This window comes from Thermomonospora umbrina (assembly GCF_003386555.1).
Taxonomy (GTDB): domain Bacteria; phylum Actinomycetota; class Actinomycetes; order Streptosporangiales; family Streptosporangiaceae; genus Thermomonospora; species Thermomonospora umbrina.
The window spans coordinates 5,221,599-5,239,672 of sequence record NZ_QTTT01000001.1; the positions used below are offsets into that span (position 1 = coordinate 5,221,599).

Genomic DNA, 18,074 nt, shown 5'->3' on the forward strand with positions numbered 1-18,074 from the left:
CATCCTAGGAAGGCCGGGCGGGCATCGCCGCCGGCGCCCGCGCGAGTCGGCGGACACCCTCGGCCAGCTCCGCCTCCGAGGCGGCCATGCCGTAGCTGATCCGCAGGTACGGGCCGTCGGGCTCGGCGGGAAAGTACTGGCGTCCCGCGCTCACCACGACGCCCTCCCGCCGCGCCGCCTCCGCCAGGGCGACGTCGTCGACGCCGTCCGGCAGCCGCGCCCACAGGTAGAGCCCGCCCGTGACCGGCTCGACCCGTACCTCGGGCAGGTCGCGGGCCAGCGCGACGGCGAGCGCGTCGCGCCGGGCGAGGAGCCCCGCCCGGACGGCCCGTCGGTGCCGTGCCCAGGCCGGTGAGCTGACCAGCTCCAGCGCCGTCTCCTGGAGCTGCCGGGACGGGAAGAAGGAGTCCACCACCTGCACCGCCCGAACCCGTTCGGCCACGGGCCCCCGCGCGGTGAGGGCCGCGATCCGCAGGCTCGGCGCGCTGGCCTTGGTCAGCGAGGCGATGTGCAGCACCTGGCCGTCGGGATCGTCGGCGGCCAGCGGCGGGGGAGCGGGCTCGATGGCGAGGTGCCGGGCGAAGTCGTCCTCGATGACGAACGCCCCGGCGGCGCGGGCCACCGACAGCACCTGCCGGCGGCGTTCGGGGGCCAGCACCGTCCCCGTCGGATTGTGGAAGGTCGGCTGGCAGTAGAACACCCGCGCGCCCGTCATCGCGAACGCGTCGGCGAGCAGGTCGGGTCGTACCCCGTCGCCGTCCACGGGCACCGGCACCGCGTGCAGCCCGGCGGCGCGCGCCACCGCGAGCACTCCCAGATAGGTGGGGGACTCGACCAGCAGCGGCGCGCCCACCGGCAGCAGCGCCCGCAGCGCGATGCTGATGGCGTGCTGGCCGCCGTCGGTGATCAGGACGTCCCCGGGCGTGACATCGCCGCCGATGGTCCGGGCGAACCAGGTGCGCAGCCCGTCGATCCCGGCCAGCGGAGGGCGTTCCCACGCGCCCGGCCTGCGCGCCGCCCGGGCCGCCGCCGTCGCCAGCGCCCGCAACGGCTGCAGGGTCGGGGGCAGATAGCCGCCGCCGAGCGCGATGACGCCCTCGGGAGCGGGATCCAGCAGCCCGGTGAGGCCCCCGGCGTGCACCGTCCGATCGCCCAGCGCGACGGCCTGCCAACCGTGGTCGGCGGCACGCGGTGCGCGACCGGACGGGGTGCGCCCGGCGACGAACGTGCCGCTGCCGGGCCGGGTGACGACCAGTCCCTCCGCGGTGAGCACGCCCAGCGCCCGCGACACCGTGACCGGGCTGACCCGATGCCGTTCGACGAGCGTGCGGCTGGACGGCAGCCGTTCGCCGGGGCCCAGCCGGTCGATCTCGCCGCGCAGCAGATCGGCGAGTTGGGCGATACTGCTATCCTGGGACATGACGGACAAGGATAGCGCTACTGCCCGCAGATCGATAGCGCTGAGCGGCCCCGGCCTCGCCCTGCTGGGCGTGCTGGCCTTCTCGTTCTCGTTCCCCGGCGCGCACTACGCGCTGGACGGCCTCGACCCCTATCTCGTCGGCGTCGGCCGCGCGGCGGTCGCCGCGCTCCTGGCCGCCGGCGCGCTGGCCGCCGTGACGGCGCGGCCTCCCGCCCGCCACCAGATCCGCGGCCTGCTCGCGGTGGGCCTCGGCGTGGTCTTCGGCTTCCCCGTGCTGTCGACGCTGGCCCTGGACGCCGGCGCCTCCGTCTCCCACTCGGCCGTGGTGATCGGTCTGCTGCCCGCCGCCACCGCGATCACCGCGTCGCTGCGCACGGGGGAGCGGCCCTCGCGCGGGTTCTGGGCGGCCGCCGCCGTCGGCGCGCTGACCATCACGGTCTTCACCGTCGCCGAGGGCGGCGGCCGCCTCACCTCGGCGGACCTCCTGCTGGTCGGCGCCCTGCTCACCGCGGCGTACGGCTACGCCGAGGGCGGGCGGCTGTCGCGGGAGATGCCGGGCTGGCGGGTGATCTCGTGGGCGCTGGTGCTGGCGACGCCGGTCTCGGTGCCCGTGACGCTGGTCCTGATGAGCACCACCGAGCAGCACTGGACCCGCGAGGCGGTGCTCGGATTCGGCTACGTCTCGGCCTTCTCGATGTTCCTGGGCTTCTTCGCCTGGTACGCGGGGATGGGCCGCATCGGCGTCGCCAGGGCCAGCCAGTTCCAACTCGCCCAGCCGATCATGACGCTGGTGTGGTCGGCCTGGCTCCTCGGCGAGCACCTCGACGGCCTCACCTGGCCGGCCGCGCTCGTGGTGGCGATCTGTGTGGCCTGGTCCCAACGGGCCCGCGTGCGCACCTCCCCGCCGGCGTCCGCGCCGGCCGGCGGTGAACGTTCCCCCGTCGCCGCGCGTCCCACGATGAAAGGGTGATCTGTGGAGGTATGTCGGGAATGCAATGGTTGCGGCGGTCGGTGCGCCTCACGGGCTGGGCCACCGCCTACGCCGTCGGCCTGCTGGGGATCTTCCTGGCGCAGACCTGGCTGTGGTGGCAGGACGAGCCCCGCGGCGGCGGTACGGACACCAACGCGCTGTGGGCCCGGCACCAGTGGGTCGGCGAGGCGCACACCGACGCCGAGTACCGCGACCTGGCCGCCCTGCTCGAGCGGAACCGCATCACCGACGTCTACTTCCACGCCGGCCCCTTCGAGGCCGACGGCACCGTACCGCCCGCCAAGTACACCAACGCGGGAAGGCTGATCGAGGCGATGCGCCGGCACGCCCCGGGCGTGCGCGCCCAGGCGTACCTCGGGCAGATCCGCACGGTGGACGGGCACGGGATCATCGACCTCGACGATCCGGCCGTCCGGGACCGGGTGCTGGCCACCGACCGCGTCTTCCTCGACCTCGGCTTCGACGGCATCCACTACGACTTCGAGCCGATCTATCCCGACGACACCGCGTTCCTGGAGCTGCTCGACCGGACCCGCGAGCTGACGCGCTCCCGAGGACGGCTGCTGTCGGTCGCCATCGAGGAGCTCACCCTCGCCGACTTCATGCAACCGGTGTATCGGACCCTGCTGCCCGCCGGTTGGAACGGCGGCCTGCACTACCCGCCGCGGCCCACCGAGGACTACCTGCGCGCGATCGCCGACCGGTCCGACCAGGTCGCCGTGATGACCTACGACGTCCCGCTGCCGACCAGGTCGCTGGTGGGCCGGCACTTCGCGTTCCACACCGAACGGACGCTGCGGCTCATCGGCGACCGCACCACGGTGTTCATGGGCGTGCCGACCTACCCGACGAAGCTGGAATGGGCCGAGGACCTCCCGGGGGCCCTGCGCGGCGTCCGCAAGGGCGTCGACGCCCTCGCCCGACCACCCGCCCGTCCCTACGGACTCGGCGTCTATGCGGAGTGGACGACCGACCGGCGGGACTGGGAGCGCTACCGGGCCGCCTGGCTAACGGCGGAGTCATAGAACATTGGCGGAATCGATACCCAGCCCATCACGTTCCCCGATCTGGGTTCGCGCAGGTAAAAGGGATGTCATAGCAGGACCATCCAGGGGTAAACCATTCCGTGCGAGTCAGCGGCCGACAGGGGGTCGGCGGCCGGTCGGAACACGGCGCAGCATCCGGCTGCGGGGAGTGAGGTCGAGGGAGATGCAGTCCCACACCACGGCACAGGTGATCCACCGGCTCGGAGAGCTCTCGGCCGAGTTCGCCGGATGGCGGATCGGCCACGGCGGCTCGGGCCACTGGTGGGCCGTCCGCGGCAACGAGCTGGTCCGCACGCGCGACGTCGACGAGTTGCGGGCCCGGCTCCGCGAACTGTCGGTGCCCCGCCCTCCGGGCCTGGCCGGCCCCGCCGACGCGGCCTGAGCATTCCTAGCGGCGCGGGCCCCGCCGCGTTACTCAATCGAGTCCGGAAAAGTGGTCCGAATTCACGCCGTAACGTTGCTTTTGCATGCCACGATGTCGGTGTAGACGCGGCGGCTGTACGTACCCCCGAGCGCACAGCCGCCGCGTCTCCCCTTGCCCGGACCCGTGCCCGATCTGCGGCCGCCCATTCCCCGAACGGAGCCGGCGGGCGCGCCTCCGTCCCGCCGGAGCGGTACCGTTCGGGACATGGCACCCAGCACAACCACTGACGCCCCGTTCGGCCGGATGCTGACCGCGATGGTCACGCCGATGACCGCCGACGGCACCGTGGACCACGACGGCGCCGCGCGGCTGGCCGCCCATCTGGTCGACGAACAGCGCAACGACGGCCTCGTCGTCAGCGGCACGACCGGCGAGTCCCCCACCACCTCCGACGAGGAGAAGGACCGGCTGCTCCGGACGGTGCTCGAGGCGGTGGGCGACCGGGCCACGGTGATCGCCGGTGTCGGCACCAACGACACCGCCCACACGCTGAAGCTGGCCGCGCGGGCGCAGGCCGCGGGTGCCCATGGGCTGCTGGTCGTGACGCCGTACTACAACAAGCCGCCCCAAGAGGGCCTGCTGGCCCACTTCACGGCGGTCGCCGACGCCACCGACCTACCCAACATGCTGTACGACATCCCGGGGCGCACCGGCGTGCCCATCCACACCGAGACCCTGCTTCGCCTGGCCGAACATCCCCGGATCACGGCCGTCAAGGACGCCAAGGGCGACCTGTTCGCCGGCTCTCAGGTGATGGCGGGCACCGACCTGGCCTTCTACTCCGGCGACGACGTGCTGAACCTGCCGTGGCTGTCGGTGGGCGCCGCCGGGTTCGTCAGCGTGGTCGGACATGTCGTCGGGGCCGACCTCCATGAGATGATCGAGGCATACCGCGCCGGCGACGTCGGCCGGGCGCTGGCGATCCACCGTCGGCTGCTCCCCGTCGTCACCGCGATCATGACCCGCACGCAGGGCGCCATCGCCGTCAAGGCGGCCCTCGGCCTGCTGGGCCTTCCGGGTGGCGCACTCCGCCCCCCGCTGGTTCCGGCGACGCCGGAGTTCACGGCGCGCCTGCGGGAAGACCTCGGACAAGGGGGCGTCAAGGTGCCGGAGGTTGATAGGTGAGCCATCCTCACCCCGAACTGTCCAGCCCGCCGGAGCTTCCCGACGGCGGACTGCGCATCGTCGCGCTCGGCGGCCTCGGGGAGATCGGCCGCAACATGACCGTGTTCGAGTTCGGCGGACGACTGCTGATCGTCGACTGCGGGGTGCTCTTCCCTGAGGAGGAACAACCCGGAGTCGACCTGATCCTGCCGGACTTCGACTACATCCGCGGACGGCTCGACGACGTCGAGGCGATCGTCCTCACCCACGGGCACGAGGACCACATCGGCGGCGTGCCGTTCCTACTGCGCGAACGCGCCGACATCCCACTGGTGGGATCCCGGCTGACGCTGGCGCTCATCGAGGCCAAGCTCACCGAGCACCGGATCCGTCCGGTCACGCTCGGCGTGGCCGAAGGGCAGCGGCACCGGTTCGGCCCGTTCGACCTGGAGTTTCTGTCGGTCAACCACTCCATCCCGGACGCGCTGGCGGTCGCCGTGCGCACCCCGGCCGGGCTGGTGCTCCACACCGGCGACTTCAAGATGGACCAGCTCCCGTTGGACGGCCGGCTCACCGACCTGGGCGGCTTCGCCCGGCTCGGCGCCGAGGGCATCGACCTGCTGATGTCCGACTCCACCAACTCGGAGGTGGCCGGCTTCGTCACCAGCGAACGGGAGATCGGCCCGGTCGTCGACGACGTGTTCCGCACCGCGCAGGAGCGGATCATCGTCGCCTGCTTCGCCTCCCACATCCACCGCGTCCAACAGGTGCTGGACGCCGCCGTCGCCAACCGCCGCAAGGTCTGCTTCGTCGGCCGGTCGATGGTGCGCAACATGGGCGTGGCGGGCGAGCTGGGCTTCCTGAACGTGCCCGACGGCATCCTGATCGAGCAGCGGCAGATCGAGGACGTCCCGCCCGACCGGCTGGTGCTGGTGTGCACCGGCTCGCAGGGCGAGCCGATGTCGGCGCTGTCCCGCATGGCCAACCGCGACCACCAGATCCGCATCACCGACCGCGACACGGTCATGCTGGCGTCCTCCCTCATCCCGGGCAACGAGAACGCCGTCAACCGCGTCATCAACGGTCTGACCCGCTGGGGCGCCCGCGTCGTCCACAAGGGCAACGCCCTGGTGCACGTGTCCGGGCACGCGTCCGCGGGCGAGCTGCTGTACGTGCTCAACCTGACCAAGCCGAGCAACTTCATGCCCATCCACGGCGAGTGGCGGCACCTGAAGGCCCACGCCCGGCTGGCCGAGCTCACCGGCGTCCCCAAGGAGAACATCGTCATCGCCGAGGACGGCGTGGCCGTCGACCTCGTCGACGGGCGGGCGTCCATCGTCGGGGCGGTCCCCGCCGGCTACGTCTACGTGGACGGGCTGTCGGTGGGCGAGATCACGGAGACCTCCCTGAAGGACCGGCGGATCCTCGGCGAGGAGGGCTTCGTCTCCATCGTCATCGGGGTCGACTCCTCCACCGGCAAACTGGTCGCCGGACCCGAGATCCACGCCCGCGGCGCCGGGATCTCCGACGCCGACTTCGACGCGGTCATCGACCGGATCGAGGAGGTCCTCCGCGAGGCCGCCGCCGACGGCGTCGGCGAGCTGCACCAGCTCAACCAACTGATCCGCCGCACCGTGGGTCGCTGGGTGAACGACAACTACCGTCGCCGCCCGATGATCGTCCCGGTGATCGTCGAGGTCTAGGAGCGTGTCCCTTGTGGGGGAGACCCCACAAGGGACACCCTCACGAACGAGGGCGACATCTCGAACGGTGACCACCGACGCTCGAAGGCCCGCCATGGCCCCCTTCGGAGCGGGCAACCACCGATGTCCGAACCGCAACCCGGCGGGGGTTTTGCCCGGTCCTTCAGGCGGGCGGCCCGGAGCGCCAGCGGAGGGCCGCCCGTCTGAAGACCTCGAGACCGGGCGCGGGGGGCGTGGGGGGTCGCCCCCCACAAAGAAGCAAGAGACACGCGCGGGCCGGGGAATTCCAGGGGATCGGCGGGGGCGCTCGTTACTCTCGTCACCATGGCCACACGTGCGTCTGGAGGAGCCGGCGGCTCCTCGCGTACACGCGGGGGTGCGGCGCGCAAACCCGCGGGCACGTCGGGCGCCGCGGGCAAGGGCGGCGGCAAGGCGGGCAAGGGCGGCCCCGCCCCCCGCAAACGGCCCTCGGGCGGCGGGCGTTCCTCCTCCGGCAAGGGCTCGGGCCGTCGTCCCGCCAAGGGCGCGGCGACGCGCAGGCCCGACCCGGTCGGGCGGCTGATCCTCGGCGTCTTCCGCGTGCTGTTCCGGCTCTACCTGCTGGTGGCCGCCGCGGTGGGCTCGGTCTTCCGGGCCTACGGTCGCGGGGCCCGTGACCTCGACGCCGAGCACCGGCGCGACGGTCTCGGGCTGGCGCTGCTCGGCGGTTCCATCGTGCTGGTCTCGATCACCTGGTTCCGGCCCGAGGGCGTCGTCACCCGTGCGCTGGAGCAGGTGGTGCGCGGCGGGCTGGGCAAGCTGGCGATGCTGTTGCCCCTGCTGGTCGCGGCGCTCGCCTGGCGCACCTTGCGGCATCCCGAGCGCAACGGCGACACCGGCCGGGTGATCATCGGTGCGAGCGCCCTGGTCCTCGGCGTGCAGGGCATCGTCCACATCGGCGCGGGCACCCCGTACCCCGGCAAGGGCATGGGCCCGGTGCGCGCGGCGGGCGGCGTCCTCGGCTGGCTGGTCTCCGCCCCCCTGGAGGGCGCGCTGAGCGCCTGGGTCGCGGTGCCTCTGCTGCTCCTGGTGAGCGGGTTCGGCGTGCTGGTGGTCACGGCGACCCCGGTGCACCGCGTTCCCGAGCGGCTCGGCGACCTGTGGGACGTCCTGACGCTGCGGGACCGCGGCTCCGTTCGCGAACTGCTGGAGGACGCCGAGCCCGAGGACGCCCCGGCGCCCAAGCCGAAGCGCCGCCGCAAGGGCAAGGCGGAGGACCCCGGCGAGCCCGACGACGGCCTCGACATCGGTGAGCACTCCAAGCCCTACGACACGCCCGTCCTGGAGGAGCGCGACGTCGGCGACGAGCCGCTGCCCGACCTGGCCGACGACCTCTTCGAACCGGACCCGGTGCCGTTCCTGGAGCCGCCCGCGCCGCCCGTGCCGCCGGCCCCGCCCGAGGCGGAGATCCCCGACCCGAGCCCGCCTCCGCGCCGCGCCGAGCAACTCCCGCTGAACTCGTCCGGGGAGATCTACGAGCTGCCCGAGCCGTCGGAGCTGCGACCCGGCAGCGTCACCAAGGCCCGCACCAAGGCCAACGACGTGGTCGTCGCGGCGCTGACCGGGGTGCTGGAGCAGTTCGAGATCGACGCGCAGGTCACCGGGTTCACCCGAGGCCCCACGATCACCCGGTACGAGATCGAGCTGGGCCCGGCGGTCAAGGTCGAGAAGGTCACCGCGCTGACCAAGAACATCGCGTACGCCGTCAAGAGCGCCGACGTGCGGATCATCTCCCCGATCCCCGGCAAGTCCGCGATCGGCGTCGAGATCCCCAACGTCGACAAGGACATCGTCAGCCTGGGCGACGTGCTGCGCTCCCCGGCGGCCACCAACGAGCAGCACCCCATGATCGTGGGCCTCGGCAAGGACGTCGAGGGCCGCACCGTGGTCGCCAACCTCGCCAAGATGCCGCACATCCTGATCGCCGGGGCCACCGGCGCGGGCAAGTCCACCTGCATCAACGGCCTGATCACCTCGGTGCTGATGCGGTCGACCCCCGACGAGGTCCGGATGGTGCTGGTGGACCCCAAGCGGGTCGAGCTGACCATGTACCAGGGCATCCCGCACCTGATCACGCCGATCATCACCAACCCCAAGAAGGCCGCCGAGGCCCTCCAGTGGGTGGTGGGGGAGATGGATCGGCGCTACGACGACCTGGCCGCCTCCGGGTTCCGGCACATCGACGACTTCAACAAGGCCGTGAGCGCCGGCCACCTGCAGCCCCCGCCCGGCAGCGAGCGCGTCTACACGCCGTACCCGTACATGCTGGTGATCGTGGACGAGTTGGCCGACCTGATGATGGTGGCCCCCCGCGACGTGGAGGACTCCGTCGTCCGCATCACCCAGTTGGCCCGCGCCGCCGGCATCCACCTGGTGCTGGCCACCCAGCGGCCCAGCGTGGACGTCGTCACCGGGCTGATCAAGGCGAACGTGCCGTCGCGGCTGGCGTTCGCGACCTCCTCCCTGGCCGACAGCCGGGTCATCCTCGACCAGCCGGGCGCCGAGAAGCTGGTCGGGCAGGGCGACGCGCTGTTCCTGCCGATGGGCGCCAGCAAACCGATGCGGCTCCAGAACGCCTACGTCTCCGAAAAGGAGATCCAGAGCGTCGTGGAGCACTGCAAGGCCCAGATGCAGCCCGCCTACCGCGAGGACGTCACCGAGGTCGCCGGCCCGAAGCGGGAGATCGACGAGGAGGTCGGCGATGACATGGACCTCCTGGTCCAGGCGATCGAACTGGTCGTGACCACCCAGTTCGGCTCCACCTCGATGCTCCAGCGCAAGCTGCGGGTCGGGTTCGCCAAGGCGGGACGGCTGATGGACCTGATGGAGAGCCGCGATATCGTGGGCCCGAGCGAGGGCTCCAAAGCGCGCGACGTGCTGGTCAAACCCGACGAGCTGCCCGAGGTGCTGGCGAGGGTGCGCGGGGTCGCCTGACCCGGATCCGGCCGGTCACCCGGCGATCTCCGGGCCGTTCTCCGGGCCGTTCTCCGAATGATGCGAAATCTTGCCCGGTTTCGAAGGCGTCGCGTATCGCCCAGTGGGCATGCCGGTTCCTAAACTGGTCTGCGCGGGAGCGGTGTAGGCGATGAAGCTCTCTTGTTCGCCGTGGTCGGTCATGGTCGGACCGATCGTCACATTTCAGGAGGCTCGGCGTGAGCATCGGTGAGACCTTGGCAACCGCCCGTCGAGCAGCCGGTCTCACCGTCGGTCAGGTGAGCGAACGGACCCGGATCCGAGGCGCGCTGATCAGCGGCATCGAGGCCGACGACTACTCCTCCTGCGGCGGCAACTTCTACGTCCGCGGCCACATCCGCAGCATCGCCCGCGTGGTCGGCATCGACCCGGAGCCGCTGATCCGCGAGTACGACGAGGCGCACGGCATGCTGGAGCCGGTGTCGGCGGCGGCGGCGTTCGAGGCGGAGATCCCGGTGAAGATCCGCGAGCGCCGGTCTCCGAACTGGAGCGCCGCGATGGCGGGCGCGCTGGTGCTCGTGCTGCTGTACACGGTCGTGCGGGTGCTGGGCTCGACCGGCGGCCCCGAGCAGAACGCCCGTCCGGTGGCCCGGCCCTCCGCCGCCAAGCCCGCCGCCACCTCCACCGGCCGGCCGCCGAGCGACGACGCGATCGCCGTGGTGCCCCGCAAGGACGTCGAAGTCAAGGTGAAGGCCAAGCGGTCGAGCTGGCTGAACGTCAGGGACGAGAAGGGCAGGCAGTTGTTCAGCGGGCTGCTGCCGGCCGGCGAGTCCATGGAGTGGACCGCCAAGAAGAAGATCCGGGTGCTGATCGGCAACGGCGGCGGCGTCACCCTGACCGTCAACGGCAAGGACCTCGGCTCGCCCGGCACCGACGGGCAGGTGCTGCGCCTCAGCTTCGGCCCCGGCGACCCGGAAGGCGCCTGACCGGCGCCGACGCACGTGGGGCGGCCGGCGTGGTCCGCTGAACGCGTCGCGCCCACTACGGTTAGACCATGTCCACACGCCGCACTGTCTCCTTGGTGACCCTCGGCTGCGCACGCAACGAGGTCGACTCCGAAGAGCTCGCCGCCCGACTCGAGGGCGCGGGCTGGGACCTGGTCGAGGACGCCGACCAGGCCGGCGTGGTGGTCGTCAACACCTGCGGTTTCATCGACGCCGCCAAGAAGGACTCCATCGACACGCTGCTGGCCGCGCACGACTCCGGCGCCCGGGTGGTCGCCGCGGGCTGTCTGGCCGAGCGGTACGGCGCCGAGCTGGCCGAGTCGCTGCCCGAGGCCGACGCGGTGCTGGGCTTCGACGACTACGGCGAGATCGGCGAGCGGCTGGACGACGTCCTCGCGGGTGTCCGCCGTCCCGCGCACACCCCGAGGGACCGGCGCACGCTCCTTCCGATCAGTCCGGTGGAGCGCACCGAGTCCGCCCGCGAGGTGGCGATCCCCGGCCACGGCGCGGCGCCCGACCTGCCCGAGGGTGTGGCCCCCGTGTCCGGTCCCCGCGTGCTGCGGCGACGGCTCGGCGGAGGCCCGGTCGCGCCGCTGAAGCTGGCCTCCGGCTGCGACCGTCGGTGCACCTTCTGCGCGATCCCGGCGTTCCGCGGGGCGTACGTGTCCCGCGCCCCGCAGGAGATCCTGGCGGAGGCGGGTTGGCTGGCCGGGCACGGCGTGCGCGAGCTGGTCCTCGTCAGCGAGAACTCCACCTCCTACGGCAAGGACCTCGGCGACCTGCGGGCCTTGGAGGGCCTGTTGCCCCGGCTGGCGGAGGTCGAGGGCGTCGACCGGGTGCGGCTCAGCTACCTGCAGCCCGCCGAGCTGCGGCCCGGGTTGATCGACGTGCTGTGCGGGACACCGGGGGTGGCGCCCTACTTCGACCTGTCGTTCCAGCACGCGAGCGGGCCGGTGCTGCGGCGGATGCGGCGGTTCGGCGACCGTGAGTCGTTCCTGGAGCTGCTGGGCCGGGTCCGCGACCTGGCTCCCGAGGCGGGTGTGCGGTCCAACTTCATCGTGGGCTTCCCGGGTGAGAGCGAGGACGATCTGGAGGAGCTGATCGCCTTCCTGACCGAGGCCCGGCTCGACGCGATCGGCGTCTTCGGCTACTCCGACGAGGACGGCACGGAGGCCGCCGGGCTGGGCGGCAAGCTGGACGCCGACGAGGTCGCCCGCCGGGTCTCCGAGGTGTCCGCGCTCGCCGAGGAGCTGACCGCGCAGCGGGCCGAGGAGCGCATCGGCTCCACCGTGGACGTGCTGCTCGAGGAGGAGGTGGAGCCGGGCGTCCTGGAGGGTCGCGCCGCCCACCAGGCCCCCGAGGTGGACGGCACCGTGATCGTGCGGGGCGAGGGCCTGACGGTGGGCGCGTTCGTCACCGCGAAGGTCGTCGACGCCGACGGCGTGGACCTCGTGGCGGACGTCCCATGAGTTCGGCCGGACCAGATCCGGCGGCCCCGCCCGATCCCGCGGCGGGCCCCGAGGCGCCGCCGAGCGTCTACAACGTCGCCAACCTGCTGACGATGCTCCGGATGCTCCTGGTGCCGGTGTTCGTCTGGACGCTGTTCATGGACGGCACCGGGTGGCGGGTCGCGGCGTTCGTCGTGTTCGCGGTGGCCTCGGTCACCGACAAGATCGACGGTGATCTGGCCCGTCGGTACGGGCTGGTCACCGACTTCGGCAAGATCGCCGACCCGATCGCCGACAAGGCGCTGACCGGCGCCGCCCTGGTGGGTCTGTCGATCCTGGGCGAGCTGTGGTGGTGGGTCACCGTGGTGATCCTGATCCGCGAGATCGGCATCACGGTGCTGCGCCTCGTGGTGATCCGGTACGGGGTCATCCCGGCCAGCAAGGGCGGCAAGCTCAAGACGATGCTCCAGGTCGTGGCCATCGGCCTCTACCTCCTGCCCGGGCCGCTGGACCCCCTTCGCTGGGCGGTGATGGCCGCCGCCCTGGCGGTCACCGTGGTCACCGGCGTCGACTACGTGGTGCAGGCCTGGCGCCTGCGCCGCGCCGCCCCGGCCGCCTGACCCCCGGTCTTTTGAACGTGTTCACAATGCTCTACGATCATACTTGAACGCGTTCAAAAGGAGGCGTGCCATGGATGCTGCGGTGTCGGTGATCGTCATGATCGGGATGCTGGCGATCGTCCCGACGGGCCTCCACCTGATCGACGTTCCCCTCGCGCTGCGGCGCCTGTGGCTCGCGGGGGCGGCCACCGGCGCCGCGGCGCTCTGGCTGCCGCGCGGCCCGACCGCGACGGCCCTGGCCATCGCCTACACGGCGAGCACGATCGCCCTCGCCGCATACGCCCCCGTCCGCTGGGCGACCCCCCACACCCGAACCCCGCGGCCTCCGACCGACCGACACCGGACCAACACCGCCGCCCTCGCCGACCACATCGATCACGCCGACCACGCAGCCCAGGCCACTCACGCCGACTGCGGCGATCAACCTGACCGCGCCGATCACCCCACTCGCACCCACCACGCTGCCCGCGTCGCCCGCGCGGATCACGCCTCCAGTGCCGACTGCGCCACTGGCGCCGACCACGGCGGCTGCGCCGATCTTCCGGTCCGCGTCGATCACGCCCCCGGTACCGACTGCGTCGCCGCCACCGACCACGGCGGCTACGCCGATCGCCCTGCCCGTGCCGATCACGCCTCCCGCGCCGACCGCGCCGATCGGGACGGTCGGGGTGGTCGCGTCGATCGCGTTGCGTGCGGTGACCGGGGCCGGGCGTCGCCGTGTTCTGCGGGTCGGGGCTTTGGCGGGGTGCGCGGGGTCGCGTGCCGGTTGTGGAGAGGTCGTGAGGGCGGTGTGGCGGAGTTCGCGGTGCTGGTGGCGTTGGTCATGCCGGCGGTCGCGGGGGCGGCGCTGGTGGCGGAGCGTGCGGGGTGGCGGTTGTTCGGGTTCTCGTTGGAGATCTTGGCGCTGACGGTCGCCCATTTCCACTACGCCGGGTTCGCCGCTGCGCTCATCGCCGGGTTGGTCAGTCGGGCGGCCGGTGGGGGGTGGCTCTCGCGGGTTGCGGCGCTGAGCGTTCCCGCCGGGACGTTGGCGGTGCTGGTGGGGTACTTCACCGGCGAGTGGGTCGAGTTCGCGGGCGCGGTCGTCCTGACGGCGGGCATGTGGGCGGTGGGCCTGCTCACTTGGTGGGAGGCCCGTTCGCGCGACCGGGTCACCCGGGTGCTGCTGCTGGTGTCGGCCGTGGTCCTGGCAGGGACCATGGTCCTGGCGTTGAGCTGGGCGCTGGGGGAGGCGTCCGGGATCCCGCATCCGTCCCTGGACTGGATGGTGGCCACCCACGGGATCGGCAACGCCCTCGGATTCGCCCTGTGCGGGATGCTCGCCTGGGCCCGGCTGCGTCGGGAGGCGCCGTGAACTTCACCTATGACGAGGTGGGCGCGACCCGTACGGGCGTGCTGCCGGACGGCTACGACCACCTGCGCGTCCGGCGGCGGCTCGGTCACGGCGCGGCGGTGATGCGCGACGCGGCGGAGGCCCTGGTGGACTTTCGGATGCATCGGGGCATTCCCGTCCGCGTCGACGCCTCGGGACCGTACGCGGAGCCCGGCGTCACCGTCACGGTGCGCGTGGGCGTCGGTCCGCTGGCCGTCGTGGCGCCCTGCCGCGTCGTGTGGGCCGAACGGGACGAACGTCGCGCCGCCTGGGCGTACGGGACGCTCCCGGGGCACCCTCGACGCGGTGAGGAGGCGTTCGTGGTGGAGATGGACGACACGGGCGACGTCTGGCTCACCGTGCTGGCCTTCAGCAGATCGGCGGGGCCGCTCGGCAGGGCCGCCGGGCCTCTGGTGAGGGCGCTCCAACGGGCGTACGCGCTCCGCTGCGTGGCCTCCCTGCGACGCCTGGTCCGCCGATCCGCCCCGTGAGAGCATGCTCGCGGAAAAGAGGGGGCGCGCATGAGGGTCGAACTGGTGACGGTAGGGGACGAGCTGCTCCTCGGCGACACCGTGAACGGGAACGCCGCCTGGCTGGGGCAGCGGCTGGCCGAGGCCGGGGCGACGGTGACCCGCAGCGTGGTGGTCGGCGACGAGAAGGACGTGATCATCGAGGCGGTGACCACCGCCCTTCAACGTGCGGATGCCGTCATCACCACCGGCGGCCTCGGCGGCACCTACGATGACCTGACCCGTGACGCGCTCGCCGAGGCGGCGGGCGTCGCCCTCATCCGCGACCCGGAGTTGGAGGCGCGCCTGCGCGAGCGGGTCGCGGCGGCCGACCAGGTGCTCGCGGAGATGGCCCTGCGGATGACCGAGGTCCCCGAGGGCGCCCGGATCCTCCCCAACCCGGCGGGCAGCGCCCCCGGCCTGCGCGTGGAGCTTCCCGCGGGAGTGGTGTACGCGCTGCCGGGCGTTCCGCGCGAGATGCGCGCGATCACGATCGACAGCGTCCTCCCGGAGCTGGGCGCGGGACCGGCCGACGTCCTCACCGTGCGCCGCACGCTGCGCACCGCCGGGCTGTGGGAGACCGTGCTGGCCGCGCGGCTGGCCCCGGTCGAGGCGATGGAGGGCGTCCGGCTGGCGTACCTCCCCGAGCCCGCCGAGGTGAAGGTCCGGATCACCGCGACGGGACCCGACGCCGACGCCCTGCTGGCCCGAGCCGACAAGCTGACCCGAGAGCTGCTCGGCACCGCCGTCTACGGCGAGGGCGACGAGGGCCTCGACCGGGTCGTCCACCGGCTGCTGGCCGAACGGTCGGCGACGGTGGCGGCCGCCGAGTCGCTCACGGGCGGACTGATCGGCGCGGAGCTCACCGCCATGCCGGGCTCGTCGGCCACCTACGTCGGCGGCGTGGTCGTCTACGCCACCCGACTCAAGCACGAGCTGCTGGGCGTCCCCGAGGGCCTGCTGGCCGAGCACGGCGCGGTCCACCCCGATGTGGCCGCCGCGATGGCCGAGGGCGTCCGCGACCGTCTGGGGGCCTCCTACGGGGTCGCGGTGACCGGCGTGGCGGGCCCGGAAGCCCAGGACGGGCACCCGGTGGGAACGGTCTATGTCGCGGTGGCCGGTCCACAAGGACAGCCCTTCGTGACCTCACCGAGCCTTCCGGTGCCCCGTTCGGGCGGCGAGGCGCGTGCGCCGATCCGCCGGATGACCGTCGTGCACGCCCTTGACCTGCTACGACGCGTTCTGTTGGGAATGGACGCCGGGCCCTGGACGGACCCCTCCGGGCATGATCGGGAAGAGTCGGGCTGATTACAGCGTTACGTTCCCAGCGAACACGAAATCCTTGGTCTGCCGTGGTCGCCTGGTAGACAGGTACGGTGGAGACATCGAAGGTCCGAAACTCGGGGAGGGAGCGAGCGATGGTACTGCTTCGCCAGCTGCTCGGTGACGTACTGCGGCGGCTGCGGCTGCGCCAGGGTCGCACCCTTCGCGAAGTGTCCGCGGCGGCCAGAGTGTCCCTGGGCTATCTGTCCGAGGTCGAACGCGGGCAGAAAGAGGCCTCCTCGGAGCTGCTCGCCTCGATCTGCAAGGCCTTGGGGGTCCCGCTCTCGCACGTTCTGCGCGAGGTCGCCGACCAGCTCGCCCTGGCCGAGCTCCAGCGGGAGCCGGTGATGGCGGGCGCCGCGCCCGAGCACGAGCGCCTCGGCGAGCCGCTGGAGCAGGAGGCGCTGGCCGCCGGCTCCATTCCGGCCACCCCGGAGGAGCTGACCGGCGAGTTCCGCGCCGACATGGTCGCCGCCTGACCCCTTCCGCGCCGTCGGTATTCCCGTCGCCCGGGTGATGTTCGCCGCGATTGGCGGCGGCATTCCCGGGGACGTCCCGATGTTGTACGGGACGGTGCCGATGCGGAAGGAGCCGACAATGGCGACGGTCAAGAGCCCACTCAACGAAGCCGATCTGCGGACCACGGGGGACACGCTGCAAGGCGCCCTGGTGGACCTCATCGACCTTTCCCTGGTGGCCAAGCAGGCCCACTGGAACCTCACCGGCCGTAACTTCCGGCCCGTCCACCTCCAGCTCGACGAGGTGGTGGACCTGGCCCGCGAGTACACCGACACCGTGGCCGAGCGGGCGGTGGCCCTCGGCGTGAACCCCGACGGACGGGTCCGCACCATCGCCGACACCACCAAGCTCCGCCAGCCGGACGGCGGGTACCAGTCCGACGACAAGGTGGTGGCCTCCATCACCGACACGCTGGCCCAGGTCATCGCCCGTTTCCGGGAGCGGATCAAGGCCACCGAGGAGGCCGACCCGGTCACCCAGGACCTGTTCATCGCCCTCACCGCGGAGCTGGAGAAGCAACACTGGATGTTCGAGGTCCAGACCCAGTAGCACGCGCACGCCCGGAGACCCCGGACCGGCACCCGAGCGGGTGCGGGCCGGGGTCTCGGCCGTCAACGGAGACTGGCGACGACCGTGTCGGCGAACTCCAACGCCAGCGGACTCAGCGCGTCCCAGCGCCGCGCCGCCCAGCCCGCCGTGAGCGGCGGCAGGTCCGGCAGGGGGATCAGCCGGACCACCGACCCGGGGCCGTGCCGCCGGCCCGGCAGCGACGGCAGGATCGCGTGACCGAGGCCCAGCTCGGCCAGCAGGAGCGCGGTGTCCCAGTCGGCCACGCTGGTGGTCGACTCCAACCGGACCCCGTGACCGGCGAGATGGGACTCCAGATGCTCGCGCGACGTCGAGTCGGCCGGCAGTCGGATGTGCCGGATCCCCGTGAGGTCGGTGAGCCTGAGGAGCGCGCGGCGGGCCAGCGGGTCGTCCACCCGTACCGCCAACGCCCACGGCAGCGTCGTCGAGGGGCGCTGCTCGACCCCCCGGACCGTGCGGCCCACGGTCACCCAGGCGAGGTCGGCCTCGTGCGCCTGCACCGCCTCCAGACAGCGGCGGCTGGAGCCCGCGGTCTGGAACTCCAGCGTCACGTCCGGATGCCGTTCGCGGAACGCCGCCACCCCGGCGCTCATGAAGTGCCGGACGGTGGTCGCCCCCGTGCTGATCCGCACCGTGCCGCTCGTGCCCCGACGCAGGTCGTCCAGAGCGCTCAGGGCCGCACCGAGGCCGGCGATCCCCTCGGCGGCGGCGCGGTAGAGGATCCGGCCCGCCCGGGTCGGGACGACGCCGCGCGGTCGGCGCTCCAGCAGGACCAGCCCGGTCTCCCGTTCGAGCCGCTTGACGTGCTGGCTGACCGCCGACTGGCTGCGGGACAGGTCCCGGGCGACGGCGCTCAGGTTCTCGGCCTCGCACACGGCGACGAACACCCGCAGATCGTCAAGGGTCATGGCCTCCAAGGTAGACCTTGGGTATTGCGAAGTAAATCCGAGAATTGACTTGGGTGACGTTCCGGTCGAGGATCGGAGCACGGGCGCGGGATCCAGCGACCCGCAACGGCGGCAACCCGCCCGGACCGTTCCGGGCGGGTGCC

General features: G+C 72.4%; 17 protein-coding genes. 14 read left to right on the forward strand and 3 right to left on the reverse strand.

From position 1 onward, the window contains the following. Positions 1 to 4 precede the first annotated feature (4 nt). Complete coding sequence (locus tag DFJ69_RS23285; protein WP_116024563.1) at positions 5 to 1,420, reverse strand: aminotransferase-like domain-containing protein; 1,416 nt, start codon at positions 1,418 to 1,420, stop codon at positions 5 to 7. On the opposite strand from DFJ69_RS23285, the gene DFJ69_RS23290 reads away from it, so the two are divergent. The 6 genes from DFJ69_RS23290 (at position 1,419) to DFJ69_RS23315 (ending at position 9,661) form a co-directional block, all read left to right on the forward strand. Continuing rightward, positions 1,419 to 2,390, forward strand: a complete 972-nt coding sequence (locus tag DFJ69_RS23290; protein WP_116024564.1) for a DMT family transporter — start codon at positions 1,419 to 1,421, stop codon at positions 2,388 to 2,390. The genes DFJ69_RS23285 and DFJ69_RS23290 overlap by 2 nt on opposite strands. Before the next feature lie 20 nt (positions 2,391 to 2,410). Beyond that, positions 2,411 to 3,436: a glycoside hydrolase family 18 protein gene (locus DFJ69_RS23295; protein WP_245974536.1), complete on the forward strand. Its 1,026-nt coding sequence runs from the start codon at positions 2,411 to 2,413 to the stop codon at positions 3,434 to 3,436. A gap of 184 nt (positions 3,437 to 3,620) precedes the next feature. Beyond that, complete coding sequence (locus DFJ69_RS23300; RefSeq protein WP_116024565.1) at positions 3,621 to 3,839, forward strand: hypothetical protein; 219 nt, start codon at positions 3,621 to 3,623, stop codon at positions 3,837 to 3,839. Positions 3,840 to 4,085: 246 nt separating this feature from the next. Further along, the gene (dapA, locus tag DFJ69_RS23305) at positions 4,086 to 5,006 is read left to right on the forward strand and encodes a 4-hydroxy-tetrahydrodipicolinate synthase (RefSeq protein WP_116024566.1); all 921 of its coding nucleotides are present in this window, start codon (positions 4,086 to 4,088) and stop codon (positions 5,004 to 5,006) included. Beyond that, complete coding sequence (locus DFJ69_RS23310; RefSeq protein WP_116024567.1) at positions 5,003 to 6,688, forward strand: ribonuclease J; 1,686 nt, start codon at positions 5,003 to 5,005, stop codon at positions 6,686 to 6,688. The genes dapA and DFJ69_RS23310 overlap by 4 nt, the downstream gene beginning before the upstream one ends. Positions 6,689 to 7,012: 324 nt before the next feature. After that, complete coding sequence (locus DFJ69_RS23315) at positions 7,013 to 9,661, forward strand: DNA translocase FtsK (protein ID WP_116024568.1); 2,649 nt, start codon at positions 7,013 to 7,015, stop codon at positions 9,659 to 9,661. Positions 9,662 to 9,676: 15 nt separating this feature from the next. On the opposite strand, the gene DFJ69_RS34425 is transcribed toward DFJ69_RS23315, so the two are convergent. Then, a complete protein-coding gene (locus DFJ69_RS34425; RefSeq protein WP_170177751.1) occupies positions 9,677 to 9,844 on the reverse strand; it encodes a hypothetical protein in 168 nt (55 codons plus the stop codon). 35 nt (positions 9,845 to 9,879) lie between these two features. Between DFJ69_RS34425 and DFJ69_RS23320 the strand changes: the two genes are divergently transcribed. The 8 genes from DFJ69_RS23320 to DFJ69_RS23360 all read left to right on the forward strand — a co-directional run bounded on the left by DFJ69_RS23320 (position 9,880) and on the right by DFJ69_RS23360 (position 16,984). Then, positions 9,880 to 10,626, forward strand: coding sequence for a helix-turn-helix domain-containing protein (locus DFJ69_RS23320; RefSeq protein WP_116024569.1), 747 nt, complete (start codon positions 9,880 to 9,882; stop codon positions 10,624 to 10,626). 68 nt (positions 10,627 to 10,694) lie between these two features. Then, on the forward strand, positions 10,695 to 12,113 hold the full coding sequence (rimO, locus tag DFJ69_RS23325; RefSeq protein WP_116024570.1) for a 30S ribosomal protein S12 methylthiotransferase RimO: 1,419 nt from the start codon (positions 10,695 to 10,697) through the stop codon (positions 12,111 to 12,113). Further along, the gene (gene pgsA, locus DFJ69_RS23330) at positions 12,110 to 12,712 is read left to right on the forward strand and encodes a CDP-diacylglycerol--glycerol-3-phosphate 3-phosphatidyltransferase (RefSeq protein ID WP_116024571.1); all 603 of its coding nucleotides are present in this window, start codon (positions 12,110 to 12,112) and stop codon (positions 12,710 to 12,712) included. The genes rimO and pgsA overlap by 4 nt, the downstream gene beginning before the upstream one ends. 70 nt (positions 12,713 to 12,782) lie before the next feature. Next, the gene (locus DFJ69_RS34990) at positions 12,783 to 14,066 is read left to right on the forward strand and encodes a YndJ family protein (protein ID WP_211328713.1); all 1,284 of its coding nucleotides are present in this window, start codon (positions 12,783 to 12,785) and stop codon (positions 14,064 to 14,066) included. Next, positions 14,063 to 14,575: a DUF1990 domain-containing protein gene (locus tag DFJ69_RS23345; RefSeq protein ID WP_116024572.1), complete on the forward strand. Its 513-nt coding sequence runs from the start codon at positions 14,063 to 14,065 to the stop codon at positions 14,573 to 14,575. The genes DFJ69_RS34990 and DFJ69_RS23345 overlap by 4 nt, the downstream gene beginning before the upstream one ends. A 30-nt stretch (positions 14,576 to 14,605) precedes the next feature. After that, a complete protein-coding gene (locus DFJ69_RS23350) occupies positions 14,606 to 15,901 on the forward strand; it encodes a CinA family nicotinamide mononucleotide deamidase-related protein (RefSeq protein WP_116024573.1) in 1,296 nt (431 codons plus the stop codon). A 110-nt stretch (positions 15,902 to 16,011) separates the two neighbouring features. Further along, positions 16,012 to 16,395, forward strand: a complete 384-nt coding sequence (locus DFJ69_RS23355; RefSeq protein ID WP_116024574.1) for a helix-turn-helix domain-containing protein — start codon at positions 16,012 to 16,014, stop codon at positions 16,393 to 16,395. Between the two features lie 118 nt (positions 16,396 to 16,513). After that, positions 16,514 to 16,984, forward strand: coding sequence for a Dps family protein (locus tag DFJ69_RS23360; RefSeq protein ID WP_116024575.1), 471 nt, complete (start codon positions 16,514 to 16,516; stop codon positions 16,982 to 16,984). 62 nt (positions 16,985 to 17,046) lie between these two features. On the opposite strand, the gene DFJ69_RS23365 is transcribed toward DFJ69_RS23360, so the two are convergent. Next, entirely contained in the window at positions 17,047 to 17,931 is an 885-nt protein-coding gene (locus DFJ69_RS23365; protein WP_116026840.1) for a LysR family transcriptional regulator, read from the reverse strand. Positions 17,932 to 18,074 lie beyond the last annotated feature (143 nt).

What these genes read in the sequence shown, in the direction of transcription:
- DFJ69_RS23285 (WP_116024563.1), bottom strand. Translation starts at nt 1,420, where the DNA reads ATGTCCCAGGATAGCAGTATCGCCCAACTCGCCGATCTGCTGCGCGGC.
- DFJ69_RS23355 (WP_116024574.1), top strand. Translation starts at nt 16,012, where the DNA reads ATGGTACTGCTTCGCCAGCTGCTCGGTGACGTACTGCGGCGGCTGCGG.
- rimO (WP_116024570.1), top strand. Translation starts at nt 10,695, where the DNA reads ATGTCCACACGCCGCACTGTCTCCTTGGTGACCCTCGGCTGCGCACGC.
- DFJ69_RS23300 (WP_116024565.1), top strand. Translation starts at nt 3,621, where the DNA reads ATGCAGTCCCACACCACGGCACAGGTGATCCACCGGCTCGGAGAGCTC.
- DFJ69_RS34425 (WP_170177751.1), bottom strand. Translation starts at nt 9,844, where the DNA reads ATGACCGACCACGGCGAACAAGAGAGCTTCATCGCCTACACCGCTCCC.
- DFJ69_RS23350 (WP_116024573.1), top strand. Translation starts at nt 14,606, where the DNA reads ATGAGGGTCGAACTGGTGACGGTAGGGGACGAGCTGCTCCTCGGCGAC.
- DFJ69_RS34990 (WP_211328713.1), top strand. Translation starts at nt 12,783, where the DNA reads ATGGATGCTGCGGTGTCGGTGATCGTCATGATCGGGATGCTGGCGATC.
- DFJ69_RS23315 (WP_116024568.1), top strand. Translation starts at nt 7,013, where the DNA reads ATGGCCACACGTGCGTCTGGAGGAGCCGGCGGCTCCTCGCGTACACGC.
- DFJ69_RS23360 (WP_116024575.1), top strand. Translation starts at nt 16,514, where the DNA reads ATGGCGACGGTCAAGAGCCCACTCAACGAAGCCGATCTGCGGACCACG.
- DFJ69_RS23295 (WP_245974536.1), top strand. Translation starts at nt 2,411, where the DNA reads ATGCAATGGTTGCGGCGGTCGGTGCGCCTCACGGGCTGGGCCACCGCC.
- DFJ69_RS23365 (WP_116026840.1), bottom strand. Translation starts at nt 17,931, where the DNA reads ATGACCCTTGACGATCTGCGGGTGTTCGTCGCCGTGTGCGAGGCCGAG.
- DFJ69_RS23290 (WP_116024564.1), top strand. Translation starts at nt 1,419, where the DNA reads ATGACGGACAAGGATAGCGCTACTGCCCGCAGATCGATAGCGCTGAGC.
- dapA (WP_116024566.1), top strand. Translation starts at nt 4,086, where the DNA reads ATGGCACCCAGCACAACCACTGACGCCCCGTTCGGCCGGATGCTGACC.
- pgsA (WP_116024571.1), top strand. Translation starts at nt 12,110, where the DNA reads ATGAGTTCGGCCGGACCAGATCCGGCGGCCCCGCCCGATCCCGCGGCG.